This is a genomic window from Qipengyuania flava, from assembly GCF_019448255.1.
In the GTDB taxonomy this organism is placed as follows: domain Bacteria; phylum Pseudomonadota; class Alphaproteobacteria; order Sphingomonadales; family Sphingomonadaceae; genus Qipengyuania; species Qipengyuania flava_A.
Map to the genome: position 1 here is coordinate 2,452,938 of NZ_CP080410.1, position 26,863 is coordinate 2,479,800.

The 26,863-nt window shown below is 62.4% G+C and carries 16 protein-coding genes, 3 tRNA genes and 3 rRNA genes; 10 read left to right on the forward strand and 12 right to left on the reverse strand.

The window, feature by feature from the left end; all coding sequences use genetic code 11:
• Positions 1 to 15 precede the first annotated feature (15 nt).
• The 4 genes from KUV82_RS12225 (at position 16) to KUV82_RS12240 (ending at position 7,272) form a co-directional block, all read left to right on the forward strand.
• Positions 16 to 1,251, forward strand: a complete 1,236-nt coding sequence (locus KUV82_RS12225) for a serine hydrolase domain-containing protein (protein ID WP_219954535.1) — start codon at positions 16 to 18, stop codon at positions 1,249 to 1,251.
• 12 nt (positions 1,252 to 1,263) lie between these two features.
• On the forward strand, positions 1,264 to 3,300 hold the full coding sequence (locus KUV82_RS12230; RefSeq protein ID WP_219954536.1) for a 3-hydroxyacyl-CoA dehydrogenase NAD-binding domain-containing protein: 2,037 nt from the start codon (positions 1,264 to 1,266) through the stop codon (positions 3,298 to 3,300).
• 162 nt (positions 3,301 to 3,462) lie between these two features.
• Positions 3,463 to 6,429: a TonB-dependent receptor domain-containing protein gene (locus KUV82_RS12235; RefSeq protein ID WP_219954537.1), complete on the forward strand. Its 2,967-nt coding sequence runs from the start codon at positions 3,463 to 3,465 to the stop codon at positions 6,427 to 6,429.
• A 78-nt stretch (positions 6,430 to 6,507) separates the two neighbouring features.
• Positions 6,508 to 7,272, forward strand: coding sequence for an SDR family NAD(P)-dependent oxidoreductase (locus KUV82_RS12240; protein ID WP_219954538.1), 765 nt, complete (start codon positions 6,508 to 6,510; stop codon positions 7,270 to 7,272).
• Here KUV82_RS12240 and KUV82_RS12245 read toward each other — a convergent pair.
• Genes KUV82_RS12245 through KUV82_RS12260 form a run of 4 tightly spaced genes read right to left on the reverse strand, consistent with a single transcriptional unit; the run spans position 7,269 to position 11,536 of the window.
• Positions 7,269 to 8,678 carry an efflux transporter outer membrane subunit gene (locus tag KUV82_RS12245; protein WP_219954539.1) on the reverse strand — a complete coding sequence of 470 codons (1,410 nt, stop codon included), beginning with the start codon at positions 8,676 to 8,678 and terminating at the stop codon, positions 7,269 to 7,271. The two genes, KUV82_RS12240 and KUV82_RS12245, sit on opposite strands and share 4 nt — an antisense overlap.
• A complete protein-coding gene (locus KUV82_RS12250) occupies positions 8,675 to 9,658 on the reverse strand; it encodes an efflux RND transporter periplasmic adaptor subunit (protein ID WP_219954540.1) in 984 nt (327 codons plus the stop codon). Before KUV82_RS12250 ends, KUV82_RS12245 begins: the two co-directional genes overlap by 4 nt.
• Before the next feature lies 1 nt (position 9,659).
• Complete coding sequence (locus KUV82_RS12255) at positions 9,660 to 10,403, reverse strand: ABC transporter ATP-binding protein (protein WP_219954541.1); 744 nt, start codon at positions 10,401 to 10,403, stop codon at positions 9,660 to 9,662.
• A complete protein-coding gene (locus KUV82_RS12260; RefSeq protein WP_219954542.1) occupies positions 10,403 to 11,536 on the reverse strand; it encodes an ABC transporter permease in 1,134 nt (377 codons plus the stop codon). Before KUV82_RS12260 ends, KUV82_RS12255 begins: the two co-directional genes overlap by 1 nt.
• A 71-nt stretch (positions 11,537 to 11,607) precedes the next feature.
• On the opposite strand from KUV82_RS12260, the gene KUV82_RS12265 reads away from it, so the two are divergent.
• Positions 11,608 to 12,234: a TetR/AcrR family transcriptional regulator gene (locus tag KUV82_RS12265; protein WP_219954543.1), complete on the forward strand. Its 627-nt coding sequence runs from the start codon at positions 11,608 to 11,610 to the stop codon at positions 12,232 to 12,234.
• 67 nt (positions 12,235 to 12,301) lie between these two features.
• Here KUV82_RS12265 and KUV82_RS12270 read toward each other — a convergent pair.
• The 6 genes from KUV82_RS12270 to KUV82_RS12295 all read right to left on the reverse strand — a co-directional run bounded on the left by KUV82_RS12270 (position 12,302) and on the right by KUV82_RS12295 (position 17,623).
• Positions 12,302 to 12,378: transfer RNA gene (locus KUV82_RS12270), tRNA-Met, on the reverse strand.
• Between the two features lie 121 nt (positions 12,379 to 12,499).
• A 5S ribosomal RNA gene (gene rrf, locus KUV82_RS12275) occupies positions 12,500 to 12,614 on the reverse strand.
• 115 nt (positions 12,615 to 12,729) lie between these two features.
• Positions 12,730 to 15,519 (reverse strand): 23S ribosomal RNA (locus KUV82_RS12280).
• A 263-nt stretch (positions 15,520 to 15,782) separates the two neighbouring features.
• Positions 15,783 to 15,858: transfer RNA gene (locus KUV82_RS12285), tRNA-Ala, on the reverse strand.
• A gap of 17 nt (positions 15,859 to 15,875) precedes the next feature.
• Positions 15,876 to 15,952: transfer RNA gene (locus KUV82_RS12290), tRNA-Ile, on the reverse strand.
• 182 nt (positions 15,953 to 16,134) lie between these two features.
• A 16S ribosomal RNA gene (locus KUV82_RS12295) occupies positions 16,135 to 17,623 on the reverse strand.
• The 16S, 23S and 5S rRNA genes sit together here with 3 tRNA genes alongside, the layout of an rRNA operon.
• Before the next feature lie 726 nt (positions 17,624 to 18,349).
• Here KUV82_RS12295 and KUV82_RS12300 point away from each other — a divergent pair.
• The 5 genes from KUV82_RS12300 (at position 18,350) to KUV82_RS12320 (ending at position 25,153) form a co-directional block, all read left to right on the forward strand.
• The gene (locus tag KUV82_RS12300) at positions 18,350 to 19,798 is read left to right on the forward strand and encodes a lipopolysaccharide biosynthesis protein (RefSeq protein WP_258319750.1); all 1,449 of its coding nucleotides are present in this window, start codon (positions 18,350 to 18,352) and stop codon (positions 19,796 to 19,798) included.
• A gap of 108 nt (positions 19,799 to 19,906) precedes the next feature.
• A complete protein-coding gene (locus KUV82_RS12305; RefSeq protein WP_219954545.1) occupies positions 19,907 to 20,857 on the forward strand; it encodes a retroviral-like aspartic protease family protein in 951 nt (316 codons plus the stop codon).
• A 50-nt stretch (positions 20,858 to 20,907) separates the two neighbouring features.
• Entirely contained in the window at positions 20,908 to 22,716 is a 1,809-nt protein-coding gene (locus KUV82_RS12310) for an ABCB family ABC transporter ATP-binding protein/permease (protein WP_219954546.1), read from the forward strand.
• Between the two features lie 106 nt (positions 22,717 to 22,822).
• Positions 22,823 to 24,328: a SulP family inorganic anion transporter gene (locus tag KUV82_RS12315; RefSeq protein WP_219954547.1), complete on the forward strand. Its 1,506-nt coding sequence runs from the start codon at positions 22,823 to 22,825 to the stop codon at positions 24,326 to 24,328.
• A gap of 69 nt (positions 24,329 to 24,397) precedes the next feature.
• Positions 24,398 to 25,153 (forward strand): hypothetical protein, encoded by a 756-nt coding sequence (locus KUV82_RS12320; protein ID WP_219954548.1) that lies wholly within the window; start codon positions 24,398 to 24,400, stop codon positions 25,151 to 25,153.
• Positions 25,154 to 25,160: 7 nt separating this feature from the next.
• Here KUV82_RS12320 and KUV82_RS12325 read toward each other — a convergent pair whose 3' ends face one another.
• Complete coding sequence (locus tag KUV82_RS12325) at positions 25,161 to 25,553, reverse strand: ACT domain-containing protein (RefSeq protein ID WP_258319751.1); 393 nt, start codon at positions 25,551 to 25,553, stop codon at positions 25,161 to 25,163.
• An 11-nt stretch (positions 25,554 to 25,564) separates the two neighbouring features.
• The gene (hslU, locus tag KUV82_RS12330) at positions 25,565 to 26,863 is read right to left on the reverse strand and encodes an ATP-dependent protease ATPase subunit HslU (RefSeq protein ID WP_219954550.1); all 1,299 of its coding nucleotides are present in this window, start codon (positions 26,861 to 26,863) and stop codon (positions 25,565 to 25,567) included.

The window sequence follows — 26,863 nt, forward strand, 5'->3', positions numbered from 1 at the left end:
CGGGGAGGAGAGAGCATGTTCGAGCTGGCAGACGCCGGAAGTGCGGGATTCGACAGCGAAAGGCTTGGGCGAATCGCCCCTTTCCTGAAGCAGGCTTATATCGACAGCGGCCGCTTGCCGAACGCCCAGCTGGTGGTCGCGCGCGATGGCCAGCCGGTGCATTACACCAAGCTTGGCAGCATGGGCGACGATAGTCGCGAACTCCGCGATGATGCGCTGTTCCGCATTGCCAGCATGACCAAGCCGGTCACCTCGGTCGCCTTCATGCAGCTGGTCGAACAGTGCAAGGTCGCGCTGGAAGAACCGGTCACCAAGGTCTTCCCCGAGTTTGCCAACCTGCATGTCTACGCCGGCGGGGGCGGTTCCATTCCGTTCGCCCCCGGCGCGCCGGCCCATCCGATCCGCTTCGTCGACCTGCTGACCCACATGTCGGGCCTCACCTACGGCCTGCAGAACCGCAACAACATCGATGCGGTCTACCGCGAACACAATTTCGACTTTGCCCGCGACCACCTCGACAGCGATGGCTTTATCGAGAAGCTATCGAAGCTGCCGCTCGAGTTCGCACCGGGCCATGGCTGGAACTATTCAGTCTCGACCGATGTCCTTGGCATCGCGGTCGAGCGGATCAGCGGGATGCGGCTGGGCGACTATTTCGAGAAACACATTTTCGCGCCGCTGGGCATGAACGACACCCGCTTTGGCGTGGCCGAGGGCGAGGCCGAGCGGCTGGTTGACGCCTATGCCTATCGCCCCGGCCAGGCGCCGCGCATGATCAACGCAGGCGCCACCAGCAAGCTGAACCAGCCGGGCACGTTCGACAGCGGCGGCGGCGGCCTGATTGGGACGATTGCCGATTATCACCGCTTCTCGACCATGCTGCTGAACGGCGGCGAACTGGACGGCGCGCGCATTCTCAGCCCCAAGACCGTGCGGCTGATGCGCACCAACCACCTGCCGAACAACGCCGACCTCACCGAAATGTCGAGCAGCCTGTTTTCCGAAGCCAACAACGCCGGGACCGGCTTTGGCCTCGGCTTTGCCATGGTGATCGACCCGGCCAAGACGTTGATGCCCTCCAGCCTCGGCGAATTCTACTGGGGCGGCGCCTATTCGACCGCCTTCTTCGTCGATCCGGTAGAGCGGATAACCATGGTCTTCATGACGCAGGTCTATCCCTCGTCGACCTATCCCATCCGGCGGCAGCTCAAAACGCTGATCTATTCCGCCCTCACCGAAACCTACGCCTGAGGAGAGCCCCCAATGACCTCGCCGATCCGCACCGAACGCCATGACAACGTCCTCGTCGTCATTTCCGACAACCCACCCGTCAACGCGCTGGGCCAAGCCGTGCGCGCGGGACTGAAAGACGCGATCGAGGAAGCGCTGGGCGACGACAGCATCGAGGCGGTGGTGATCCGCTGCGACGGACAAACCTTCTTTGCCGGCGCCGACATCACCGAATTCGGCAAGCCGCCGGTCGGACCCAACCTGCCCGAAACGCTCGACGCAATGGAAGCGAGCGACAAGCCGGTCGTCGCCGCGATCCACGGAACCGCGCTTGGCGGCGGCTGCGAGGTCGCACTTGCCTGCCACTACCGCGTCGCAGTGCCGAGCGCGAAGCTGGGTCTGCCCGAAGTGAAACTCGGCCTGATCCCCGGCGCTGCCGGCACCCAGCGCCTCCCGCGCCTCGTCGGCGCCGAAGCCGCCCTGCCTCTGGTTGTCGGCGGCAACCCGATCCCGGCCAAGAAGGCCGAGGCCATCGGCCTTGTCGATGCGCTCGTCGGCGAAGGCAGCCTGGAGGCCGACGCCATCGCCTTTGCGAAGTCCAAGATCGGTCAGCCGGTCCCGCGCGCCTCGGAAGGCACCGCGAACGAAGACGGCGTGCGCGATCCCGACCTGTTCGACAAATTCCGCGCCAGCCAGGCCCGCCGGATTCGCGGGTTCGATGCTCCCAACGCCGCGATCGAGGCGGTGAAGGCGGCCGGTACCATGTCCTATGCCGACGGCGTGAAGAAGGAACGCGAGCTGTTCATGAAGCTCATGACCGGCACGCAAAGCGCCGCCATGCGCCACTACTTCTTCGCCGAACGCGCAGCCAACAAGATCGACGATGTTCCCCGCGACACGCCGCTGATCCCGATCAAGAAAGTGGGCGTGATCGGTGCCGGCACCATGGGCGGCGGCATCACGATGAACTTCCTGTCCGCCGGCATCCCCGTCACCATCCTCGAAATGGCGCAGGACGCGCTGGATCGCGGGACCGGCGTGATGCGCAAGAACTATGAGAACACGGCCAAGAAGGGCCGCATGACCATGGAAGCGGTCGAGGGCGCGATGGGCCTGCTGACGCCGACGCTGTCCTATGACGACCTTGCCGATTGCGACCTCGTGATCGAGGCGGTCTACGAGAACATGGACGTCAAGAAGCAGGTCTTCGCCAAGCTCGACGAGGTAGTGAAGGAGGGCGCGATCCTCGCGTCCAACACCAGCTATCTCGATGTCGACGAGATCGCCACGGCCACCAAGCGCCCCGGCTATGTCGTGGGCATGCACTTCTTCTCGCCCGCCAACATCATGAAACTGCTCGAAGTGGTCCGCGGCGAAAAGACCCGTGACGACGTGCTCGCCACGGTGATGAAGCTGTCGAAGAAAATCGGCAAGGTCGCCGCCGTCTCCGGCGTGTGCCCGGGGTTCATCGGCAACCGCATGCTGTCAAAGCGCCAGGAGCAGGCGAACGAGCTGATTATGGAGGGCGCGAATTACTGGGACGTCGACGACGTGCTGCTCGAATTCGGCTTCCCCATGGGCCCGTTCCAGATGGGCGACCTCGCCGGGATCGACATCGGCTGGCACCGCGATCCGACCAAGGTCACCACGATCCGCGAGGCGCTGTGCGCTGCCGAACGCTTCGGCCAGAAGAACGGCAAGGGTTTCTACGACTACGACGAAGCCCGCAACCGCACCCCGTCGGACGAGGTGAAGCAGATCATCGCCGACTTCGCCGCGAAGGAAGGGAAGGAGCAGCGCGAAATCGCCAAGGACGAGATCCGCGAACGCCTGCTCTACCCCATGGTCAACGAGGGCGCGAAGATCCTCGAAGAAGGCATGGCGCAGCGCGCAAGCGACATCGATGTGGTCTGGATCAACGGCTATGGCTGGCCGCTTTACACCGGCGGCCCGATGTTCTGGGCCGACACGATCGGTCTCGATACGGTCATCGCGGGCCTTGAAAAGCATGGCCTGCCGGTCAGCGACTATCTGCGCAAGACCGCCGAAAACGGAGGCAAATTCAACTGACAATCGGCAAAAGTGCGGCATTTCCGAAACATCGGTACGCATTTTGCCGATAACTTTCGTGCGTTGAGCCTTTGACTCTTGACATAAAAGAGCATCAGGCATTCAATTTCGAGGAGAGGGTATGCGCAGGCTCATGCGCAGCCCGGGAGAGAGGAGAACATCATGAGGAATTTCGGTTTGCGCCACAGTTGCGCGCTGGGTGTGCTGGCTGTTGCAGGCCTATCGGCGACCCCTGCCCTTGCACAGGCGGAGGTCGAGACCGCCGGCGCTTCGGAAGACAACCGGATCGTCGTGACCGGCTCCTTCATTCGCGGCACCCCGGAAGACGCCGCTCTGCCGGTCGACGTGTTCACCGCCGATGACCTTGCCGAACAGGGCGTCGACAGCCCGCTCGAGTTCATCAAGGAGCTGCCTTCGGTCGGCGCTTCGCTGGGCGACACCAACCAGTTCTCCACTGACGCGCAGGGTTTCCAGGGCGTCGGCTCGCTCAACCTTCGCGGCCTTGGCCCGCAGCGCACCCTCGTGCTGCTGAACGGCAAACGCACGATCCTTACACCGGGCGCCGGCTTCGTCGACACGCAGCTCATGCCGCTCTTCGCTCTCGAGCGGATCGAACTGCTCAAGGACGGTGCGGGCTCGACCTATGGTTCGGACGCGATCGCCGGCGTTGCCAACTTTATCACCCGCTCGACCTTCACCGGCTTCGAATTCCAGGGTGACTACAACTTCATCAACGGTTCGGACGACAACTACAGCCTCAGCGCGCTGATGGGCTTCGAATTTGCCGACAGCGCCAACCTGGTGGTCGGTGCAGGCTGGCAGCATCGCAGCGAGCTCGGCACGTTCGAGCGCGACTTCGTCAACGTCGGGTATGAAACCAATCCGTCGGCCTATTCGGCGCTCGCTACGCCGGGCCTTTTCGCGGCAACCTATTTCGACACGACGACGGGTGCGCTGGATACGCGCCTTGCGCGTGACGTCGGCTGTACCGAACTCGGCGGCAACGTCGATCTCGGGCGCTGCTACTTCACCTATGTTCCGTTCGACAACATCGTGGAAGACGAAGACCGCTACCAGGTCTTCGGCCAGCTCACGATCGACCTTAGCGACAATGTGCGTTTCCAGGCCGACGGCCTCTACGCACGCAGCGACCTGCTTTCGCTGAACTATTCGCCGGCCTTCCCGCCGACGCAGGGCCCGCGCGGATCGGGCTTCGTCAGCGCCTTCACGACGTCACCTGCAAACCCGGGCGTCTCGGTCTTCCTTGACCAGGTCGGCCTGCCGCAGAGCTCCGCCGCGCTGCCGCTCGTTGCCGTGACGAACGTGCTCTACCGCCCGTTCGGTTTCCTCGGCAATCCGCTGGATCCCGAGCGCGGCGCCGGCCGGGGTCTTGCCCGCAACGAAGCCTATCGCATCAGCGGCGGCTTTGACATCCAGCTCGGCAGCAATCTTACGCTCGATATCGACGGCACCTTCTGGGAATCGGATCGTGTCGCCTACGCGCCGGGCATCGTCGGCTCGCGTCTGCAGGCTGCGCTGAACGGCTTCGGCGGACCGAACTGTACCGGGACAACCCCGGGCGCCAACGGCTGTCTGTGGTTCAACCCGTTCGTCAACGCAGGTCCGGGCAACGGCACGTACAACATAGCGAACCCTTTCTACGCGCAAGGGTTCGAGAACAGCGAAGAGCTGATCAACTGGCTCCAGATTCCCAACGGCACCAACGAGGAAGAATCGCAGTTCGTCTTCGATCTCGTGCTCTCGGGCGACACCGGCATCGAGCTCGGCGGTGGCCCGCTCGCCTTCGCCGTCGGCGCCCAGTATCGCGACACGCGCTACACCAGCGACCCGCTGCTCGCGACATCGGACCTCAATCGCAACCCGTGCTTCATCGAAGGTGATCGCAGCTGTGTGGGCACCACGACCGAAGGCGTCGGTCCGTTCATCTTCCTGGGCGGCTCGCGTCCGGTGAAACTGTCGCAGAGCGTCTACGCTCTCTTCGCGGAAGTGAACGCACCGATCAGCGATCGGCTCGAGCTGGCAGCGGCTGTCCGCTACGAAGACTACGGAAGCCCGGTGGGTTCGACGATCAACCCCAAGGGGTCGATCCGCTTCGAGGCGACCGACTGGCTCACGCTTCGTGGCTCGGTCGGCACGACCTTCCGTGGTCCGCTGGCCTCGAACGTTTCGCCGAACTTCGTGACGGCGCTGGAAGGCTTCACGGCCGCGGGCGGCAACTACAAGTCGAAGGATATTTTCGGCAACCCGACCAACCTCGAGCCGGAAACCGCGTTCACCTACAACATCGGGGCGATCATCTCCGCGCCGATCGGCAGCGGCGATTTCACCTTCTCGGTCGACTACTGGTCGATCGACCTGAAGGATCGCATCACCATCACGCCGGGTAACGCGATTGCCAGCTTCGTGGGCAACGGCCAGACGAGCGGCCAGGCGCCGGTCGACTGTTCGAGCCCGCTGGTGAACCTCATCACCTTCTCGGGCAACACCTGTATCCAGGGGACGACGCTGGGTATCGACATCAGCCGCGTGCGCACCGACTTCGTGAACGGTCCGGACGTCAAGATCGCCGGTCTCGACTTCGCACTCAACGCAAGCTTCCCGGTCAGCGATAGTGCGGAACTGCGCTTCGGTGCGAATGCGGTTTGGAACCTCGACTACAGCTTCGACGACTTCCTGGTGCAGGGCGTGAACGTCCAGCCGGCGTATGACGCTGTCGGCTTCGGCAACTACTTCCGTGATCCGAACACGGTTCCGGAATGGCGCGCCAACGGCTTCGTCGCTCTTAGCTTCGGCCGGTTCAACGCACGCTACTCGATCCAGCACATCGATGGTGTGACCGACGACCGCTGTGTCAACGTCAACCCGTGCTTCTCGACGGCTGGCGGTGTCGGTACCAACTTCGGTGCAGAAAGCGGCTCCTACACGCAGCACGATTTCGGCATCACCTACGACCTCGAAGTCGCGGGCGCCGATGTCCAGCTCCAGGCCGCGGTGGAGAACTTCACCGACGCCGAGCCTGCCGAAGCGCAGCTGCCGCTGGGCTACAACCCGTTCATCGGGAACGCCATCGGTCGCAACTACCGTCTCGGCATCCGCACCCGCTTCTAAGGCGCGGTCCGCACACAAACGGGGGCCCGAAGCACGTCGCTTCGGGCCCCCTTTTCATTGCTATCAAGGGGAACAACCATGTCGTCATTCGACCTGACCGGTAAGGTCGCCATCGTCACCGGATCGAGCCGCGGGATCGGGCGCGCCATTGCCGAACATCTCGTCGCCCAGGGCGCCAGGGTCGTGATCTCGAGCCGCAAGCAAGACGCCTGCGAAGAGGTCGCCGCAGCCATCAATGCCGAACACGGCGATGGCAGCGCTATCGCCATTGCCGCCAGCATATCGGAGAAAGCCCAGCTGGAAGACCTCTTCACCCAGACCAAGGCCGCGCTCGGCCCGGTCGATATCCTAGTCTGCAACGCCGCCAGCAACCCGTATTACGGTTCGATGGACGGTATCGCCGACGATCAGTTCCGCAAGATCCTCGAGAACAACGTCATCTCGAACCACTGGCTGATTCAGCTCGCGCTGCCCGACATGCGCGCGAAGGGTGATGGGGCGATTGTCGTCATAAGCTCGATCGGCGGCCTGCGCGCCTCGACCACGATCGGCGCCTATTGCATTTCCAAGGCTGCCGACTTCCAACTGGTGCGCAATTACGCTGCCGAGAACGGCAAGCACGGCATCCGCGTCAACGGTATCGCTCCAGGACTTGTGAAGACCGATTTCGCCAAGGCCCTGTGGGACAATCCAGAAGCACTCGCGGCAACGGAGAAGGCGCTGGCCATGCGCCGTATCGGCGAACCGGACGATATTGCAGGAGCCGCCGTCTACCTCGCTTCACCGGCTGCCAAATGGACGACGGGCCAGACCATGGTCGTCGATGGCGGCGCGACCGTTTAGCTGAGCGTGCTTCCGCCCAGCGCCTGCCACAGGATGACCCGCGCGCGCTGGGCCCGACCCCGCGCCGCGGCTGCCCGTTCCCCGCTCGCGTCGGCTGCGCGACGGGCTTCTAGCACGGTCAGGAAATCGGCAAGCCCGGCTTCGTAGCGGTTGTTTGCAAGACGCGCGGCACGCTGGAGGCTATCGGCTTCCGCAGCCGCGGCAGCCGCCTCGCCGTCGGCCGCCGCCACGAGGCCATAGCCCGCCTCCGCATCGCCAAGCGCTGTGAAGACTGCGCCGCGATAGGCAGCAAATGCGGCCTGCTTTTCCGCCGCCGCCCCATCGATCTCTGCCTGGATGCGGCCAAAGTCGAGCAGCGGCCCGGCGATCGTCCCGGCCAGCGAGCCGACCAGCGACTGGTTGTCGAAAAGGTCACCGATCCCGAAGGCGAGCAAGCCGATGGCGCCCGACAGGTCGAAGATCGGGAAGCGGCTGCGCGCCGCAGCCGCAAGCTCGGCGTCTTCGGCTGCGAGCGTCGCGGCCGCGGCAAGCACATCGGGCCGATTTGCCAGCAATCCCGAAGGGAGCGCCGTGGGCGGAGCCGGGAGTGTTGCAGAGGCTTCACCCTGCGCCAGGGCAGCGCGCACCTGCGCCCCGCCCTGCGCGGTCAGCGTGATGAGGCGCCCGAGCAACCGCGCGCGTTCGCTTTCCAGCGCCGCTAGGCGACTCCGCGAGCTTGCTGCGGAACTTTCGGCCCGCACGCGGTCGAAGCCCGGCGCAATGCCCGCTCGCTCGCGCACTCCGGCGAGCCGTGCCAATTCTTCGGCCGAGGCAATGTCCGAACGGATTTCCGCATCGCGCGCCTCCAGGGTACGCCAATCGATGACGCTGGCTGCTATTTCGGCGAGCAGCGCGTTCCGCACAGCGCGCGCGCTGGCATCGGCCGCATCGAGGCGGGCCAGTGCCGCGCGTTCCTGCGCGCGCAGACGCCCGAAGAGATCGAGGTCCCAGCGGGCAGTGAGATTTGCCGCGTAGGAAACCTGCTCGGTGTCGAATGTTACCCCGGGCGGCAGGTTGGCACCGATCGCGCCAGGATTGGTCCGCGAGCCGGTGACCGAGGCGTTGATCCCGACATTGGGCAGACGCTCTGCGCCCGCACGGTTCGCGCCGGCCCGTGCCTGCTCCACGCGCGCCGCCGCTTCGGCAAGCGAGGGGGACGAGGCAAGCGCCTGTGCGGCCAGCGTATCGAAACCGGCATCGCCGCGCGGGAGGAGGTCCGCGAGCGCGGTCTGGGTCTCACCTTCCGGCGCGAAAAGGTAGCTTTCCGGCAGCACGGGCATCGGCGTTGCGATCTCCGGCGGCGGGCCGCCGGCGCATGCGGCCAGCGACAGCGCGCTTGCGGCGACAAGAAGGGCGCGAGGGATCATTCGCCGCTATCCTTCGCAGCGATATAGGCGTCCACTTGCTGGCCCACGCGGAAAAGCCCGCTGGTTTCCGGCAGCTCGTAAATGAGCTGGAGCACGCGCACATCGACCCGCTCGGCCGCCGAATTGGTCAGCGAGCGCTTGGGCACGACGAGCGGCTCTGCCCGCACGAAGCGCGCTTCGACCTGCCGGTCCGACGCGCCGCGCGGGCTGACCGTTGCAGGAGCGCCCAGGGCCACACGCGGGGCCTGCTCCTCATCGATATCGATGCGGACATGCAGCGGCTGCGTCTGGCCCATCTCGATGAAGGGCTGCGAACCGCCGCCGCCCATTGTGCTGACATATTCGCCCTTGCGGATGTTCACCGCCAGGATCTCGCCATCGATCGGCGCGCGGATGGTCAGCCGGCCAAGCTCGGTCTGCGCGACACCGGCCCGCGCTTCGGCGGCCTGCAAGCGCGCCTGGGCGAGGCGGAGCCGTTCCCGGGCGGAGGACGCTTCGCCTTCCGCGCGGATCACTTCGCTGCGGCTGACGGCTGCCGGGTCCTCGACATTGCGGTAAAGCGCGAGCTGCTGGGCAGCGGTCGCCTGGGCTGTGCGAGCCTCGGCAATGGATGCGCGCGCTTCGGCGATGGCGGCGTTGGCCTCACGCAGCTGCGCGCGCACCGCCCGGTCATCGACGGTGAAGAGTACCCGGCCTTCGCTCACGCGGTCGCCGGGCTGGACCGAAAGGCCCGTAATCAGGCCCGACAGAGCCGAGCCGATCTGGATTGTCTCGCTCGACGGCTCGACCACGCCAGCCCCGGCAACCCGCGCTTCGGAGGCCAGCGCAGCGGGCGCGCGCGGGGGTTCGCGGCCCGGCTCGGTCAGCTCGCGATCGGGTAGGCCGAACATGATAAAGATGGCTGCCGCGATTAGGCCGACAAGCGCGATCACGGGCAAGATCTGCCGCGAGAAGCTGAGGTTTTTCAGGTCGAGAGCCATGTCAGTGTCCTTCGGGCATGTCGGTGCCATCGTGTTTGATCTTGCCGTCCTCAAGCACGAGGATGCGGTCGGCGAGATCGAACACGCGGTTGTCGTGGGTAACGATGATGCAGGCGCGGTCCTCGGCCACCGCCACTTCGCGCAGCAGGTCCATGACCCGCCGGCCGGAGGAGGCATCAAGCGCCGCGGTCGGTTCGTCGCACACCACCAGGCGCGGTTCGTGGACCAGCGCGCGGGCAATGGCCACGCGTTGCTGCTGACCGCCCGAAAGCTGGTTGGGCAGCTTGTCCGCCTGATCGCCGATGTTGAGCTTCTCGAGCATCGCAACCGCGCGTTCGCGCGCTTCCAGACGATCCATCCCCTGCGCCACCAGCGGCACGGCGGCGTTGTTGGCCGCGTCGATCGAGGGGATCAGATTGTACTGCTGGAAGATGAAACCGATATTGTTCAGGCGGAACTCGACCAGCTCTGTATCGCCTAAATCGTAAATGTCGGTGCCAAAGACCTTCACCTCGCCCTGGGTGGGCCAGAGAATGCCGCACATGATTGAGATCAGCGTCGTCTTGCCCGAGCCGCTTTCGCCAACGAGGAAGGTGAGCTCACCCGCGCGAATATCCAGATCGATGCCGTGCAGGACGGTGATCGTCTGCTGCCCTGCTTTGAAGTCGCGCGTGACGCCGCGCGTGCAGATCGCCGCTTCCGGGTTGCAGCCACCGATGGCCGTGGTGTCGAGTTTTGTAGCCATCAGCGGAACACCGAAGCCGGCTCAGTCTTGAGCACATTGCGCAGGGCCAGCCAGCCCGTCAGGGCGAGGATGACGAAAACGGCAACCAGGCTGATGAGCGGGATCTGCCAGGGAATGTAAAACCCCTTGAAGGTCGGATTGCCGGAAAAGCCCCAGATGAAGAAGACCGTGCCGAGCACGCCGAGGCCGTAGCCGATCAGCCCAACGAGGCCGGCCTGCACCGCCACCATCTTGCGGATCTTGGCATTGGTCACGCCGATCGCCTTCAGCGCGCCGAATTGCTTGATGTTGTCGCGAATGAAGAGGCTGAACGTGAGGCCCACGATGGCGACCCCCACGATGAAGCCGAGCATGACGGTGATCCCGAAGTTCAAGGGGATGCCGGTGTTCTCGATGATGAACTGGACTCCATCGCGTGCGAACTCGTCGCGCGTCTGGGCCTTAAGGCCTGTTTCCCGCTCGATCCGCTCGGAAAGCGCCTTGGCTTCCGCCGGGTCTTCCGCTCCCACCAGAACGAAGGACAGGCGGTTGCGTGTGCCGGGGACGAAATTCAGCGCATTGCTGTATTTCGTGTAGAGCGTGACCTGGCTGGTGAAGCTTGGAATGGCATCGGCAATCCCGCGAATGACCGCGCGCTGGTCGTTGAGCTCAAGGCGCTCACCGATCGGCGATTGCCCGGGAAACATGCGGGTCATGCCAACATCGTCGATAATGACCGTATCCGGCTGCGAAAGGACGTCAGGACTGCCTTCGACCATGCGTTTCGGCAGTCCGATAAGCGTCGCATCGTCGACTCCGATCACCGACACACCTTCGAGGTCCCCGTCCTTGGTCCGCACCGATGCGCTGGCCCTGAGATGAGGCACGGCCCATTCAACGCCCGGCACGCCGCGCACCTTGTCGAGCGCGGTGGAAGGCATGGCGTAGGCCACATCGGTCGTGCGGCTGACGGGATCCATCACCCAGACGTCGGCGCTCGAAACGTTGTAAGTCCCGCTGGCGCCGCGCTCGATGAGGTTCACGAAGATGGTCAGCTGCTGCGTGATGAGCAGCGTGGAGAAGGCAATGCCGAAGACCAGCCCGTAAAATTTCTGGGCGTCTCCGGTGAGCATCCTGATGGCGATCCAAAGCACGCTGTCTTGCCTTCGCTTCCCGACTCGTTCATTAGTGAACGACGGCGTTCAACTGTACGGAGGCGTACACTTTGTCAAGTCTCGAATCGAAACGAACCGGGAGGCCGGCCGACGAAGCCAAGCGGGAGGCGATTCTGAGCGCCGCGTCCGACAGCTTCTTCGCGCACGGGTTCGCTGCCAGTTCGATCGAGCAGATCGCCGCCGATGCCGGCGTTTCGAAAGTCACGGTCTACAACCGCTTCGGCGACAAGCGCGGCCTGTTTACCGCTACGGTGGAACGCGAATGCGAAAAGATGCGCGGCAACCTCAAAGTGCCCGACATACCGGAAGGGACCTTGCGCGAACGTATGACGGCGATCGGAGAAGCAATGGTCGCCTTCCTGTCGCGGCCAAAAATGGTCCAATTCGAACGCCGAATTGCCGCCGAAACCGAACACGAACCGGCCGTCGGTGCAGCTTTCCTGGCTGCCGGCCCAAACCGCATGAAACAAGCCTTCGCCCAGCTGATTGCCGCCATGCACGAAGCCGGCGAGATCGAGGTAAAAGATCCCGAGCTCGCCGCCGAGCAGTTTGCCAGCATGTGCAAGGGAATGGGTGATCTCGACCGACGCTTCGGAGCGGACGACGACCCTAAGCGCAACCGCGAGCGCATCGAGGGCGCCGTGGAAGTCTTCATCCGCGCCTACGCCAGGCCCTGACGCCTAGCCACGCGAGCCCCAAACGCAAAAAGCCGCCCCGAAGGGCGGCTTTTTTGTGCGGTGACGATGGTTGCGGGGGTTGGATTTGAACCAACGACCTTCAGGTTATGAGCCTGACGAGCTACCGGACTGCTCCACCCCGCGGCACCGTATGTGTCGCCTCTCTTGCGCTTGCGCCAGAGACGAAAAAACCGCCGCGCGGTGAACACCGGCAGCGGCTTTTTGAAATCGTGAATGGGTTTATCCCGCGCCCGTCTGCTGTAATGCCTGGCGACGACCTACTCTTCCAGTGCTTGAGCACTAGTACCATCGGCGCTGTCCGGTTTCACGGCCGAGTTCGAGATGGGATCGGGTGGGTCACAGACGCTATAGCCACCAAGCAATAAAGCAGGCGGACGGGTTTAAATCGATGCTGTTGAGCTTTCTGGGCTTATCCGGCTTTGGAGATTTCCTCCGATCGCAGACAGCGCAGGGCTGTCGTTGATGGTGGGATCCTACAAGCGCGAAAAGAACTATTAGGACCGGTTAGCTCCACACATTACTGCGCTTCCACACCCGGCCTATCAACGTCATGGTCTATGACGGTTCGAAGATTGCTTATCTCAAGGGAGGCTTCCCGCTTAGATGCTTTCAGCGGTTATCCCGTCCGTGCATAGCTACCCTGCGGCACCCTTGGCAGGATGACAGGTACACCAGAGGCACGTTCACCCCGGTCCTCTCGTACTAGGGGCAACTCCTTTCAACAATCGACGCCCACGGCAGATAGGGACCAAACTGTCTCGCGACGTTCTGAACCCAGCTCACGTACCACTTTAATTGGCGAACAGCCAAACCCTTGGGACCTGCTCCAGCCCCAGGATGTGATGAGCCGACATCGAGGTGCCAAACGATTCCGTCGATATGAGCTCTTGGGAATCATCAGCCTGTTATCCCCGGCGTACCTTTTATCCGTTGAGCGATGGCCCTTCCACGAGGGACCACCGGATCACTATGACCGACTTTCGTCTCTGCTCGACTCGTCAGTCTCGCAGTCAGGCAGGCTTATGCCATTGCACTCTTGCAGACGGTTTCCAACCGTCCTGAGCCTACCATCGCGCGCCTCCGTTACTCTTTAGGAGGCGACCGCCCCAGTCAAACTACCCGCCACAGAGGGTCCCAACACCGGCTAACGGTGCGTGGTTAGACATCAGAAAATCACAGGGTGGTATTTCACCTATGGCTCCACATCAGCTGGCGCCGATGCTTCAAAGCCTCCCACCTATGCTACACAGTAATTTCCTAATGCCACTCTGAAGCTGCAGTAAAGGTGCACGGGGTCTTTCCGTCTAACCGCGGGTACTCCGCATCTTCACGGAGAATTCAATTTCGCTGAGCATATCCTGGAGACAGTGGGGAAGTCGTTACGCCATTCGTGCAGGTCGGAACTTACCCGACAAGGAATTTCGCTACCTTAGGACCGTTATAGTTACGGCCGCCGTTTACTCGGGCTTCAATTCGGAGCTTGCACTCCTCCTCTTAACCTTCGAGCACCGGGCAGGCGTCACACCCTATACGTCGTCTTGAAGCCGACTTAGCAGAGTGCTGTGTTTTTGCTAAACAGTCGCTACCCCCTGGCCTGTGCCCCCCACAAAGACTTGCGTCGATATGGGGCCTCCTTCTTCCGAAGGTACGGAGGCAATTTGCCGAGTTCCTTCAGGATACTTCTCTCAAGCGCCTTGGTATACTCTACCTGACCACCTGTGTCGGTTTCGGGTACGGTCTATACGGAGAGGCTATTTCCTGGAACCGCTTGGCTGCCCACCCAATCCAATAAGGGTGAACAACTTCCACGATCCGTCACACATCTCCAGGCCCACGAATATTTACGTGGTTCCCATCGACTACCCCCTTCGGGCTCGTCTTAGGGGCCGGCTAACCCTGCGCCGATTAGCGTTGCGCAGGAACCCTTGGTCTTTCGGCGAGAGGGCATCTCACCCTCTTTGTCGCTACTCATGTCAGCATTCGCACTTCCGATACGTCCAGCGTCGGTTACCCTTCGCCTTCACTCGCTTACGGAACGCTCCGCTACCGCTGCAGTAAACTGCAACCCTAAGCTTCGGTGCATATCTTTAGCCCCGTTACATCTTCGCCGCAGGAACCCTTATTTAGACCAGTGAGCTGTTACGCTTTCTTTAAAGGATGGCTGCTTCTAAGCCAACCTCCTGGTTGTTTTGGGATTCCCACATGCTTTCCCACTTAGATATGACTTGGGGACCTTAGCTGTAGGTTAGGGCTGTTTCCCTTTTGACGACGGACCTTAGCACCCGCCGTCTGTCTGCCGGATAAGACTCGATGGTATTCGGAGTTTGGTTAGGTTTGGTACCGCTCGCGCAGCCCTAGCCCATCCAGTGCTCTACCCCCATCGGCATACATCCGACGCTCTACCTCAATAGATTTCGCGGAGAACCAGCTATTTCCCGGCTTGATTGGCCTTTCACCCCTAAACACAGCTCATCCGAGAATTTTTCAACATTCACCGGTTCGGTCCTCCAGTGCGTGTTACCGCACCTTCAACCTGGCCATGCCTAGATCGCCGGGGTTCGGGTCTAATTCATCGAACTCAGTCGCCCTATTCAGACTCGCTTTCGCTGCGCCTACACCTAACGGCTTAAGCTTGCTCGATAAATTAAGTCACTGACCCATTATGCAAGAGGTACGCTGTCACCCCCTATGGGGCTCCAACTGCTTGTAAGCATCCGGTTTCAGGTACTGTTTCACTCCCCTAATCGGGGTGCTTTTCACCTTTCCCTCACGGTACTGTGTTCGCTATCGGTCATGTGCGAGTATTTAGGCTTGGAGGGTGGTCCCCCCATGTTCAGACAGGATTTCACGTGTCCCGCCCTACTCGAGTCCTTCATCATCACTTTCGCATACGGGGCTGTCACCCACTATGGCCACTCTTTCCAAAGTGTTTTGCTAGTTGAAATGAAGGCACTGGCCTGGTCCCGGTTCGCTCGCCACTACTACGGGAATCTCTGTTGATGTCTTTTCCTCCGGGTACTGAGATGTTTCAGTTCCCCGGGTTCGCTTCACCAAACCTATATATTCAGTCTGGTGATACCCTATCCACCTCTTTCCGGCCGAGCCGAAGCTCGATCGAAAGGAAATGGTGAGGGTGGGTTTCCCCATTCGGAAATCGCCGGATCAAAGTTTGCTCACAACTCCCCGACGCTTATCGCAGCGTGCCACGTCCTTCATCGCCTGCACATGCCAAGGCATCCACCAAATGCTCTTACCTCACGCTTGAGAATCCACACCATCAACGACAGACCTGCATAAAAGTCAGCCGCTTAAAGATAGCGCGGAGGAATATCTCAGCCAGATAATCAATTTGATTGATCTTGTGTGTCGCATCGATCGCTCAGATCGGCATGAAGCCGACCGTTGCAAATCCATGCGCCACGGCATCGATTTAAAAACCCATTCACAATGTCAAAGATCGCAAGCGGCAGATCCGCTTACTACCGACCGAAGCCGGATAGCGTTTCGTTTCATCTCTGGAGTTTGGCTGGTGGAGCCTATCGGGATCGAACCGATGACCCCCTGCTTGCAAAGCAGGTGCTCTCCCAGCTGAGCTAAGGCCCCGCACCATTCCAAAATCGTGGTAGGTCCGAGTGGATTTGAACCACCGACCTCACCCTTATCAGGGGTGCGCTCTAACCAACTGAGCTACGGACCTACACAGCCATCGTCGGCAATTAAGCCGCGAGGGGCGTGAGCCGGCTCAGGCGTCATGCCGCAAGACACAAGGCCTTGAGGCAATCTCCAGTGATGAAAGGACATGAGGACGACGGCAATGTTCTTTGGAAGTCGCGAAGCTCTTCCCGGCTCAAGGCCAGGCGCTTTCGAGACAATCCTTAGAAAGGAGGTGATCCAGCCGCAGGTTCCCCTACGGCTACCTTGTTACGACTTCACCCCAGTCGCTGAACCCACCGTGGTTGGCTGCCTCCTGCAAGCAGGTTAGCGCACCACCTTCGGGTGAATCCAACTCCCATGGTGTGACGGGCGGTGTGTACAAGGCCTGGGAACGTATTCACCGCGGCATGCTGATCCGCGATTACTAGCGATTCCGCCTTCATGCTCTCGAGTTGCAGAGAACAATCCGAACTGAGACATCTTTTGGAGATTAGCTAACCCTCGCGGGATCGCTGCTCACTGTAGATGCCATTGTAGCACGTGTGTAGCCCAGCCTGTAAGGGCCATGAGGACTTGACGTCATCCCCACCTTCCTCCGGCTTATCACCGGCAGTTTCCTTAAAGTGCCCAACTAAATGATGGCAACTAAGGACGAGGGTTGCGCTCGTTGCGGGACTTAACCCAACATCTCACGACACGAGCTGACGACAGCCATGCAGCACCTGTCACTAGGTCCCCGAAGGGAAGGAGTCTGTCTCCAGAAACCGTCCTAGGATGTCAAAGGCTGGTAAGGTTCTGCGCGTTGCTTCGAATTAAACCACATGCTCCACCGCTTGTGCAGGCCCCCGTCAATTCCTTTGAGTTTTAATCTTGCGACCGTACTCCCCAGGCGGATAACTTAATGCGTTAGCTGCGCCACCCAAGCTCCATGAGCCCGGACAGCTAGTTATCATCGTTTACGGCGTGGACTACCAGGGTATCTAATCCTGTTTGCTCCCCACGCTTTCGCACCTCAGCGTCAATAACTGTCCAGTGAGTCGCCTTCGCCACTGGTGTTCTTCCGAATATCTACGAATTTCACCTCTACACTCGGAATTCCACTCACCTCTCCAGTATTCTAGCCATCCAGTTTCAAGGGCAGTTCCGGGGTTGAGCCCCGGGATTTCACCCCTGACTTGAAAAGCCGCCTACGTGCGCTTTACGCCCAGTAATTCCGAACAACGCTAGCTCCCTCCGTATTACCGCGGCTGCTGGCACGGAGTTAGCCGGAGCTTATTCTCCAGGTACTGTCATTATCATCCCTGGTAAAAGAGCTTTACAACCCTAAGGCCTTCATCACTCACGCGGCATTGCTGGATCAGGCTTTCGCCCATTGTCCAATATTCCCCACTGCTGCCTCCCGTAGGAGTCTGGGCCGTGTCTCAGTCCCAGTGTGGCTGATCATCCTCTCAGACCAGCTAAGGATCGTCGACTTGGTAGGCCATTACCCCACCAACAATCTAATCCTACGCGGGCCCATCCAAAGGCGATAAATCTTTGGTCCGAAGACATTATCCGGTATTAGCTCAAATTTCTCTGAGTTATTCCGAACCTAAGGGCAGGTTCCCACGCGTTACGCACCCGTGCGCCACTCCCTCCGAAGAGGGCGTTCGACTTGCATGTGTTAGGCATGCCGCCAGCGTTCGTTCTGAGCCAGGATCAAACTCTCAAGTTTGTGAAACTAACCAATCAAGCACGGGAAAACCCGCCAGCCCGACTAGCCAGAGTATCAAGGAGCCGATACCTGCACTGTCAAACGTAATGGATACGAATGGACATGCATCATCTCGACCAGACTGTGGAGCCTGGAAGGATGTGGCAATCGGCTTAGGTTTAACCGGTATCCGGAGCCTTGAGGCCCCCGGACCGGGCGCCGTCGCCCACATGTCCCTTCATCAAAAACTAACAATGTCAAAGAGCCGCTCAACAATGTTAGAGGGGACAGCTTTCGTTCCCCCGATTTACACCGGGGGGACCGGCTGTCTCTCTATGTTGGCGACCGAAGCAGTGGGCGGTGGAAGCCGCCAGCGCCGCGTCGGTGAGGGCCATCTAGGCGGCGACCTGGATTCGGTCAACGCCTTTTTGCAAAATTATTGCGAAATTTTTGCAAACCCGCAGAAATCCTAGGGTTTGCTCCCGCTGCCCGTGGATTGGATATAGGTGGCCTGCGGTAGGGTTCAACCGCAAGCGTAGGAGGACGGGGGAATCCCGCCCGATTCACACCCCGTTTGACGCCTGATTCACCGCTGAATCGGAATCGATTCCGCCGGGAATCGGATTCTCCCCCCTGTGAATCGCGAATCTGACGGCTCGCAATCGGTTCGAATCGCAGTTAGCACTCCTTCCTATGAGAATAAGCGGCGCGAGCGAGCAGGACCCCCCCGAAGGATTTGGCGCCCGCGTGCGACGCGCGCTCGCGTGGAGGTGGGGGAGCCAGCTCGTCGCCCAGTTCATAACCTGGGGATCGACCATATGGGTCGTGCGCCTGCTCGATCCGTCGGACTACGGCTTGTTCGCCCTGAGCCAGGTTTTCGTGACCGCGCTCAGTTTCCTCAACGGGTGGAGCTTCGCCAGCTCTCTGGTCCAGGCCGAGAAGGTGGGGCGGCGCGAGATCGGTCAGGCCTTTGCCCTTCTGCTTATGACCAATGTCAGCCTTGCAGCGATCCAGTTCCTGCTCGCGCCGGTTGCGGCGGACTATTACGGACAGCCAGCGGTTGCCGACCTGCTGCGGGTGCAGTCGCTGATCTTCCTGACCATCCCCTTCACCGCGCTTTCCTACACCTTGCTATCGCGAAGGCTGGAATTCCGTCCGCAGGGAATCGCCAGCATGGCCGGCGCGGTCGTGGGCGCAACAACGGCCCTTACCATGGCCCTGCTTGGCTACGGCGTCTGGGCGCTGATCTTTGCCCCTATCGCCGCCTTCACCGTGCAGGGCATTATAGTGAGCGTCGCTGCGCGGCTGTGGGTGATGCCGGTGTTCAACCTCAAGGGGGCGCGGCGCATGATCGGCTTTGGCGGGGTGATGACCGCCTGCCAGTTCTTCTGGATCATCCAGAGCCAGAGCGACATCTTCATCGCAGGCCGGTTGTTCAGCACCTATGACCTCGGCCTTTATTCCGAAGCGTTGTTCCTGACGCTGATCGTTACCGGACGCTTTATCCCGCCGCTCAACGACGTGGCTTTCCCCGCTTACGCAGAACTGCACAAGAACGGTCACAGCCTGGTGCCCTATTTCGAGCGCACAGTGCGCAGCGTCCTCCTGGTGGTCGCCCCTATGTATATAGGGCTGTCGCTCACTGCGCCCGAAGCGATCTTCGTGGTGTTCGGCGAGAAGTGGACGTCGATGGCACCCTATGTCGCGGGCCTCGCGCTGGTGATGCCCCTGATGGCGGTGCAGATCATCTGCTACCCGACCATGACCGCTGTCGGCAAAGAGCATATCTATCTCGCAACCAGCATCGCCGGCGCGATCGTGTTTGCGAGCGCTTTCTTCATTGGCGTCTCCTATGGCCCGTCAGGCCTGGTGCGGGCGTGGTGGTTTGCCGCGCCGCTGTTGCTCGCCTTCACACTCATACTGACCCTGCCCAGGATGCAGTATCCGGCCCTGCGATTCCTCGGCGCCGTCATCCCGGCCATCGTCGGCTGCGCGATCATGGCAGGTGCTGTGCTGGGCGTCCGCGCCATGCTGCCCGATGGCCTCCATCCGGCCATCACGCTTGCAGCCCTCGTTTCCGCAGGGGCCGTGACCTATGCCCTGTCTCTCTATCTGCTGTGGCCTAACGTCGTGAAGGACAGCATCGCCATGCTGCGCAATCCGCGCGAGGCGGCCCCTACTCCAGCCCAGGCCTGAACGCGCCGCGATTTGGTCTCGCGCGGAGCGAGTGGTATCATGGCGGAAGATTGGCGGGACCCGGGCCCCACGCTTTCAACAAACGGGCGCGCCAACCGGGAGAGAGCCATGATCCGTACCAAGCTGCTCGCCGGCATGCTGGCCCTGACGGCATCGCCTGCTTCGGCGACCCCATCCGAGATAGCCGAGCCTGCCATGACGAGCGAGGAAGCCGCGCTCGCCCGTGACCGGTACGAACGGATGACGGTTCCCGTCACCATCGACGGATCGAAGCCCTACCGCTTCCTGATAGATACAGGCGCACAGGCAACCGTTGTCACGCACCGGATCGTCGAGGAGCTGAACCTGCAGCGACGGGGCCAAGCGATGCTGGTTGCAATGGGCAGCCAGGAGCTCGTGGACCTCGTCGAAGTGGACGAGCTCAGCTTTGCCGACCAGTCGATCACCGGCCTGATCGCGCCGCTGCTGCGCGCAAACAACATCGGGGCAGACGGGATCCTCGGTCTCGACAGCCTGCAGGACCTGCGCGTGCTGATCGACTTTCGCGAAGAGCGCATGCTGGTCGCCGACGCCGATGCGCTTGGCGGCAATTCGGGATACGAGATCGTCGTGCGCGCCCGGCGCAAGCTCGGCCAGATGGTCATCACCGATGCGAACATAAACGGCGTGCGGACAGCCGTGGTGATCGACACCGGCGCGCAGAACAGCATCGGCAACCTGGCGCTGTTCCGCAAGCTGCGCGCGCGCGAGGTGGGCGAGATGACCAGCACCGATGTGCACGGCACGCTGGTGCGCAGCGATCTTTCCTACGCTCGCGAGCTCGAGATCGGGGGCATGACCATGGGCAATGTGCCCATCGGCTTTACCGAAAGCCCGACCTTCGACGCTCTCGACCTTACCAACCGACCAGCGCTGATCCTGGGTATCGGCAATATGCGGGTGTTCGACCGCGTGGCGATCGATTTCGCCCGGCGGCAGGTCCTGTTCGACATTCCCGGACGGCGCGATCCCTCGCGCGCGCGCGCGATGTTTAGGGGGGGCTGGCTCGGCACGCCCTAGCTCGCCCCCGGCCTTGCCAGCGCGGTCGGGCCACCCCAAGTAGCGCCGCGATGCCGCCCGATACCGCACGAACCGCCCAGAGCGACGATCCCGAAGGCTGGGCTACGGTCCGGCGCTTCCTTCCCTACCTCTGGCCGGAAGGAAACCCGCAGCTCAAGCGCCGCATCGTGGGTGCCATGCTGTTCGTGCTGGCGGCCAAGGCGACCACCCTCGCCCTGCCCTTTGCCTACAAGAGCGCGGTCGATGCGATGACCACGCCCGCGAACGAGGCCGCCATGGTCGCGCTCGCCTTCGTCATCGCCTACGCCGCCGGGCGTTTTGCCGCGGTCGCCTTCGACAATCTGCGCAACATCACCTTCGAACGGGTCGGCCAGGATGCCACGCGGCAGCTGGCCGAAGACACCTTCTCGCGCCTCCACCAGCTCTCGCTGCGCTTCCACCTGTCGCGCCGCACGGGCGAGGTGACCAAGACGATCGACCGCGGCACCAAGAGCATCGACATCATGCTCTACTTCCTGCTGTTCAACATCGCCCCGACCGCGCTCGAGCTGACCGCAGTGGGTGTGATCTTCTACCTCAATTTCGGCTGGGAGCTGGTCGCGGCAACCGCGCTGGCGGTGAGCGCCTATATATACGTCACCCGTCGCATCACCGAATGGCGCAACGAATTGCGCCGCCAGATGAACGAGCTCGACGGCACCGCGCTTGCCCGCTCGGTCGACAGCCTGCTGAATTACGAGACGGTCAAATACTTCGGCGCCGAAGCGCGCGAGCGCGAACGCTACGCCGAAAGCGCCCGCGCCTTTGCAGAAGCCGCCGTCCGGTCGGAAAACTCGCTCGGCCTGCTCAACATCAGCCAGGCGGTCATCATGAACCTGCTCATGGGCGCCGCGATGGGCTTTACCGTCTGGCAGTGGAGCAAGGGTGTGCTGACCACCGGCGACCTGGTGCTCGTGAACACCTATCTCATCCAGCTCTTCCGCCCGCTCGACATGCTGGGGATGGTCTATCGCACCGTGCGCCAGGGCCTGATCGACATGGCGGAGATGTTCCGCCTGATCGATACCCAAGCCGAAGTGCAGGACGCGCCGGGCGCGCCCGCCCTTGCCGTGCGCCAGCCGACCGTCGCCTTCGACAATGTCGTGTTCGGCTATGAAGAGGACCGCACCATCCTCCACGGCCTCAGTTTCGAGGTCCCAGCGGGAAGCCATGTCGCCATCGTCGGCCCCTCGGGTGCAGGCAAGAGCACCATTGGGCGGTTGCTGTTCCGCTTCTACGATCCGCAGAGTGGTCGCATCCTGATCGATGGCCAGGACATAACGCAGGTGACACAGGCCAGCCTGCGCGCGCAAATCGGCATCGTCCCGCAGGACAGCGTGCTGTTCAACGACACGATCGGCTACAACATCGCCTATGGCCGCGACGGCGCTACCCAGGAGCAAGTGGTCGAAGCCGCGCGCGCGGCGGCGATCCTGCCCTTCATCGAAGCACTGCCCGAAGGGTTCGATACCGAAGTGGGCGAACGCGGCCTCAAGCTGTCGGGCGGCGAGAAGCAGCGCGTGGCAATCGCGCGCACGCTGGTGAAGGATCCGCCGATCCTGCTGCTCGACGAAGCCACCAGCGCGCTCGACAGCCGGACCGAGCAGGAAATCCTTGCGACCCTGCGCCGCGTGTCGGAGCATCGCACCACGCTCGCTATCGCCCACCGCCTGTCGACCATTGCCGATGCCGACCGTATCCTCGTGCTCGAGCGGGGGCGGCTGGCGGAAAGCGGATCGCACGCCAAACTGCTCGCCAAGCGCGGGCTTTATGCCGAGATGTGGGCGCGCCAGCAGGCCGAAAGCGCGACCGGCGAATAGGAATTCCCGGTCCCTAGGGTTGTGCTGCAGTGCAACATAGCCCATGTAGCGCCCACTTTGGCGCCGCCGCGCGCCCTTTTCAGAAATAAACGAACGGAATTTCCGCATGCCCAACCTTGGCGCGATCAAACGCGACTGGTTCTCCAACATCCGCGCAGACCTGCTTGCCGGCCTTGTTGTCGCCCTTGCCCTGATCCCCGAGGCCATCGGCTTCTCGATCATCGCCGGCGTCGATCCGCGCGTGGGCCTCTACGCCTCGGTGGCAATCGCCATGGTCATCGCCTTTACCGGCGGGCGCCCGGGCATGATCTCGGCCGCGACCGCTGCCGTGGCGGTGGTCGTGGTGCCGCTGGTGCGCGATCACGGGGTCGAATACCTCTTCGCCGCGACGATCCTGATGGGCATCTTCCAAGGGCTGGCGGCGCTGCTGCGGCTCGACCTGCTGATGCAGTTCGTCTCGCGTTCGGTGATCACGGGCTTCGTCAATGCGCTGGCCATCCTGATCTTCATGGCCCAGCTGCCACAGCTCGATCCGACCGCCGAGGGTATCAGCTGGATGACCTACGCGATGGTCGCCGCTGCGCTGGCGATGATCTACATCATCCCCAAGTTCACCACCGCCGTGCCCAGCCCGCTGATCGCGATCATCGTGCTGACCGCGCTGACCATCTGGCTCGACGCACCGGTAAACACCGTCTCCGACATGGGCGAGCTGCCCGAAGGCCTGCCTTATTTCGCGCTGCCCGATGTTCCCCTCACTTGGGAAACGCTGGCCATCATCGCGCCCTATTCGGCGACCATGGCGGCGGTCGGCCTGCTCGAAAGCCTGCTCACCGCGCAGATCGTCGACGACATGACGCACACCGGCTCGAACAAGCGCCGCGAAAGCGCCGGCCAGGGCGTGGCCAATGTCGTCGCCGCGATGTTCGGCGGCATGGGCGGCTGCGCCATGATCGGCCAGTCGGTCATCAACGTGACCAGCGGCGGCCGCGGGCGCCTGTCGACCTTCACCGCCGGTCTCTCGCTCTTGATCCTGCTCGCGCTGCTGGGCGACCTCGTCGGCCAGGTGCCGATGCCGGCGCTGGTGGCAATCATGATCATGGTTTCGATCGGTACGTTTAGCTGGAACTCGATTCCCAACATGGCGAGCCACCCCTGGCAGTCGAGCGTGGTCATGGTGACGACCGTGGTCGTGGTTGTGGCAACGCACAACCTCGCGCTCGGCGTGCTCGCAGGCGTGATCCTCTCCGGCGTCTTCTTCACCCACAAGGTGATGACCATGTTCGAAGTGACCCGCACCCGCGAAGGGGATACCGCCGTCTACCGCGCCAAGGGCCAGATCTTCTACGCCAGCGTCGAGCGCTTCGAAGCCGCGCTCGGGCCCGAGAGCACCCAGCCCGACCCGGCCGACCACGTCATCATCGACGTGCGCGGAGCGCATTTCTGGGACATCTCGGCCGTCGGCGCGCTCGACAAGGTGGTGGAGCGCATGCGCCGCAACGGGCGCAGCGTGCAGGTTCGCGGCCTGAACGCGGCCAGCGCGGACCTGGTCGACAAGTTCGCACTGACCGACAAGACCGGCGTGGAAATCGGCCTGGCGCCTCACCCCTAGGGGAAAATTGCCTTTGCGCCTTGTGGCCGGTGTTCCATACTCCGGCCCATGGCAGAGCGAAGAACATCCTTGTTCCTCGGCAGGATCGCCCGGCACTTGCGCGAACAGAACTGGTTCGCGCTCGCGGCCGAATTCGTCATCGTCGTGGTCGGCGTATTCCTGGGCTTGCAGGCCGCGAACTGGAACGAGGAGCGCCAGGAGCGCAAGGACGAAGCCGTGATCCTCGCACGGCTTCAGGATGAAACAGCCACACTCCTCGAAGCGGTTCGAGAAGAGCGCGAGGTCCTGCAGACGCGCGTAGACCTGTTCGCGAGTGCCAAGAACGTCATCTTCACATCGACCGAAGCGAGATCGCTAACCCCACCCGAATGCAGCGCGGTGGCCGGATCGCATGTGTACCGGCGCGAGTCCGACCAGCTGCCGATCCTGGAAGAACTCTTGTCGACCGGGCGTTTCGACCGCCTGAAGGACGAAGAGATCAAGGTCTTGCTGCGCAGGTATATCCTCTTTCGCGACCGGCAGCGCGCCAATCACGAAGAGCGCACGAATGAACTCTTCCGCCTCTACAGCCGCCACCCGGAGACCATCCGGATCGCGCTCGTCCCCCGGGGGACCGATACGGACATCGACTGGGGTTTCATGAAGTACGAGGACACGCGCTGGGTCCCGCAATGCAATGTCGAGCGGATGCGGTCGAACCGGCAATTCCTGAACGAGCTCTTCGACAACATGGGCCGCAACGGGCATGTCCTGCTCGGCTATGAGGAGCGCGAGGAGTTGCTGATCGAGATCCAGCAGCGGCTGGAGGAAATCCTCGGTTCGTGAACTTCGCCTAGGCGGCGGATGCACTCAGTCCCCTGAGCAAGGCCATCGTTTCCTCGCCCCGCGCGGCGGGAACGAAGGCATGATCGTGGTGAAAGGCCGCGACCATGTTGCAGGCGATGCCCGCTTCGGCGAGCGCGCCTGCGACGGCCGCGGTGAGACCAACACCTTCCAGGTCGGAGTGGACCATCAGCGTGATGCGAGCAAAGTCCGGCCCCTCGATCCCCAGTTCCTCGGCAAGGTTGGACGGCACGATCGCGGTAACGCCTTCGCCTTCGCGAAAGGTCCCGATGGCCGCGCCCAGCAATTGCGGCGCCTTGTCCGGGCTCACCAGCACGAAGCGCCAGGTCTGCGGGTCGAGCCGGGGCTCCATGGCGGCGATCATCGCCCTGCCATCGCGCACCGGCCCGCCCATTAGAGGATGTACTTGCTGAGGTCGGTGTCGCCCGCCAGCGTCTCGAGCCGGTCGCGCACATAGGCGGCGTCGATCGTGATCGTTTCGCCCGTGTGCTCCTCGGCCTCGAAGCTGATTTCTTCCAGCAGGCGCTCCATCACCGTCTGCAGGCGGCGGGCGCCGATGTTCTCGACCGTCTCGTTCACCCGCGCCGCAAGCTTCGCCACTTCGGCGATCGCGTCATCGGTAAAGTCGAGCGTGACGTCCTCGGTGCCGATCAAGGCGGTGTACTGCTCGACAAGATTGGCGCGCGTTTCCTTCAGGATGCGCACGAAGTCTTCTTCGGTCAGCGCGCGCAGCTCGACGCGGATCGGCAGGCGGCCCTGGAGTTCAGGCAGCATGTCCGAGGGCTTCGATACGTGGAACGCGCCCGAGGCGATGAAGAGCACGTGATCGGTCTTCATCGGGCCGTACTTCGTCGCGACGGTCGTGCCTTCGATCAGCGGTAGCAGGTCGCGCTGCACGCCTTCGCGGCTGACACTGCCGCCACGGACATCGCTGACGGCGATCTTGTCGATCTCGTCGAGGAACACGATGCCGTTGGTCTCGGCATTCTCCAGCGCGACGCGGTTGACGTCGTCTTGGTCCATGCGCTTTTCGGCTTCTTCGTCGACCAGCCGATCCCACGCGTCGGGGACCTTGAGCTTGCGGCGTTTCATCGGGCTCTTGCCCATCGCCTTGCCGAGCATGTCGGAGAGGTCGATCATGCCGACGCCGCCGGGCATGCCGGGCACGTCCATCGGCGAGCTGGGGGTCTCGCGGACTTCCACCTCGACCTCGGTGTCGTTCATCGAATTGTCGACGATGCGCTGGCGGAAGGCTTCGCGCGTCGCTTCGCTCGCGTTGTCACCCACCAGCGCGGTGAGCAGGCGCTCCATCGCCGCTTCGCTGGCGGCTTCGCGCACAGCTTCGCGGCGGCGTTCCTTCTCGAGGCGGATCGCCTCTTCGGCAAGGTCGCGGGCGATCTGTTCGACGTCGCGGCCGACATAGCCGACCTCGGTGAACTTGGTGGCCTCGATCTTGATGAAAGGCGCTTCGGCAAGCTTTGCCAGGCGGCGGCTGATCTCGGTCTTGCCGCAGCCGGTGGGGCCGATCATCAGGATATTCTTGGGCGTCACCTCGTCGCGCAGCTCGGGGCCGAGCCGCTGGCGGCGCCAGCGGTTGCGCAGCGCCACGGCGACCGCGCGCTTGGCGTCCTTCTGGCCGATGATGTGCTCGTCCAGAGCGGCGACGATCGCCTTCGGGGTCAGATTGTCCAT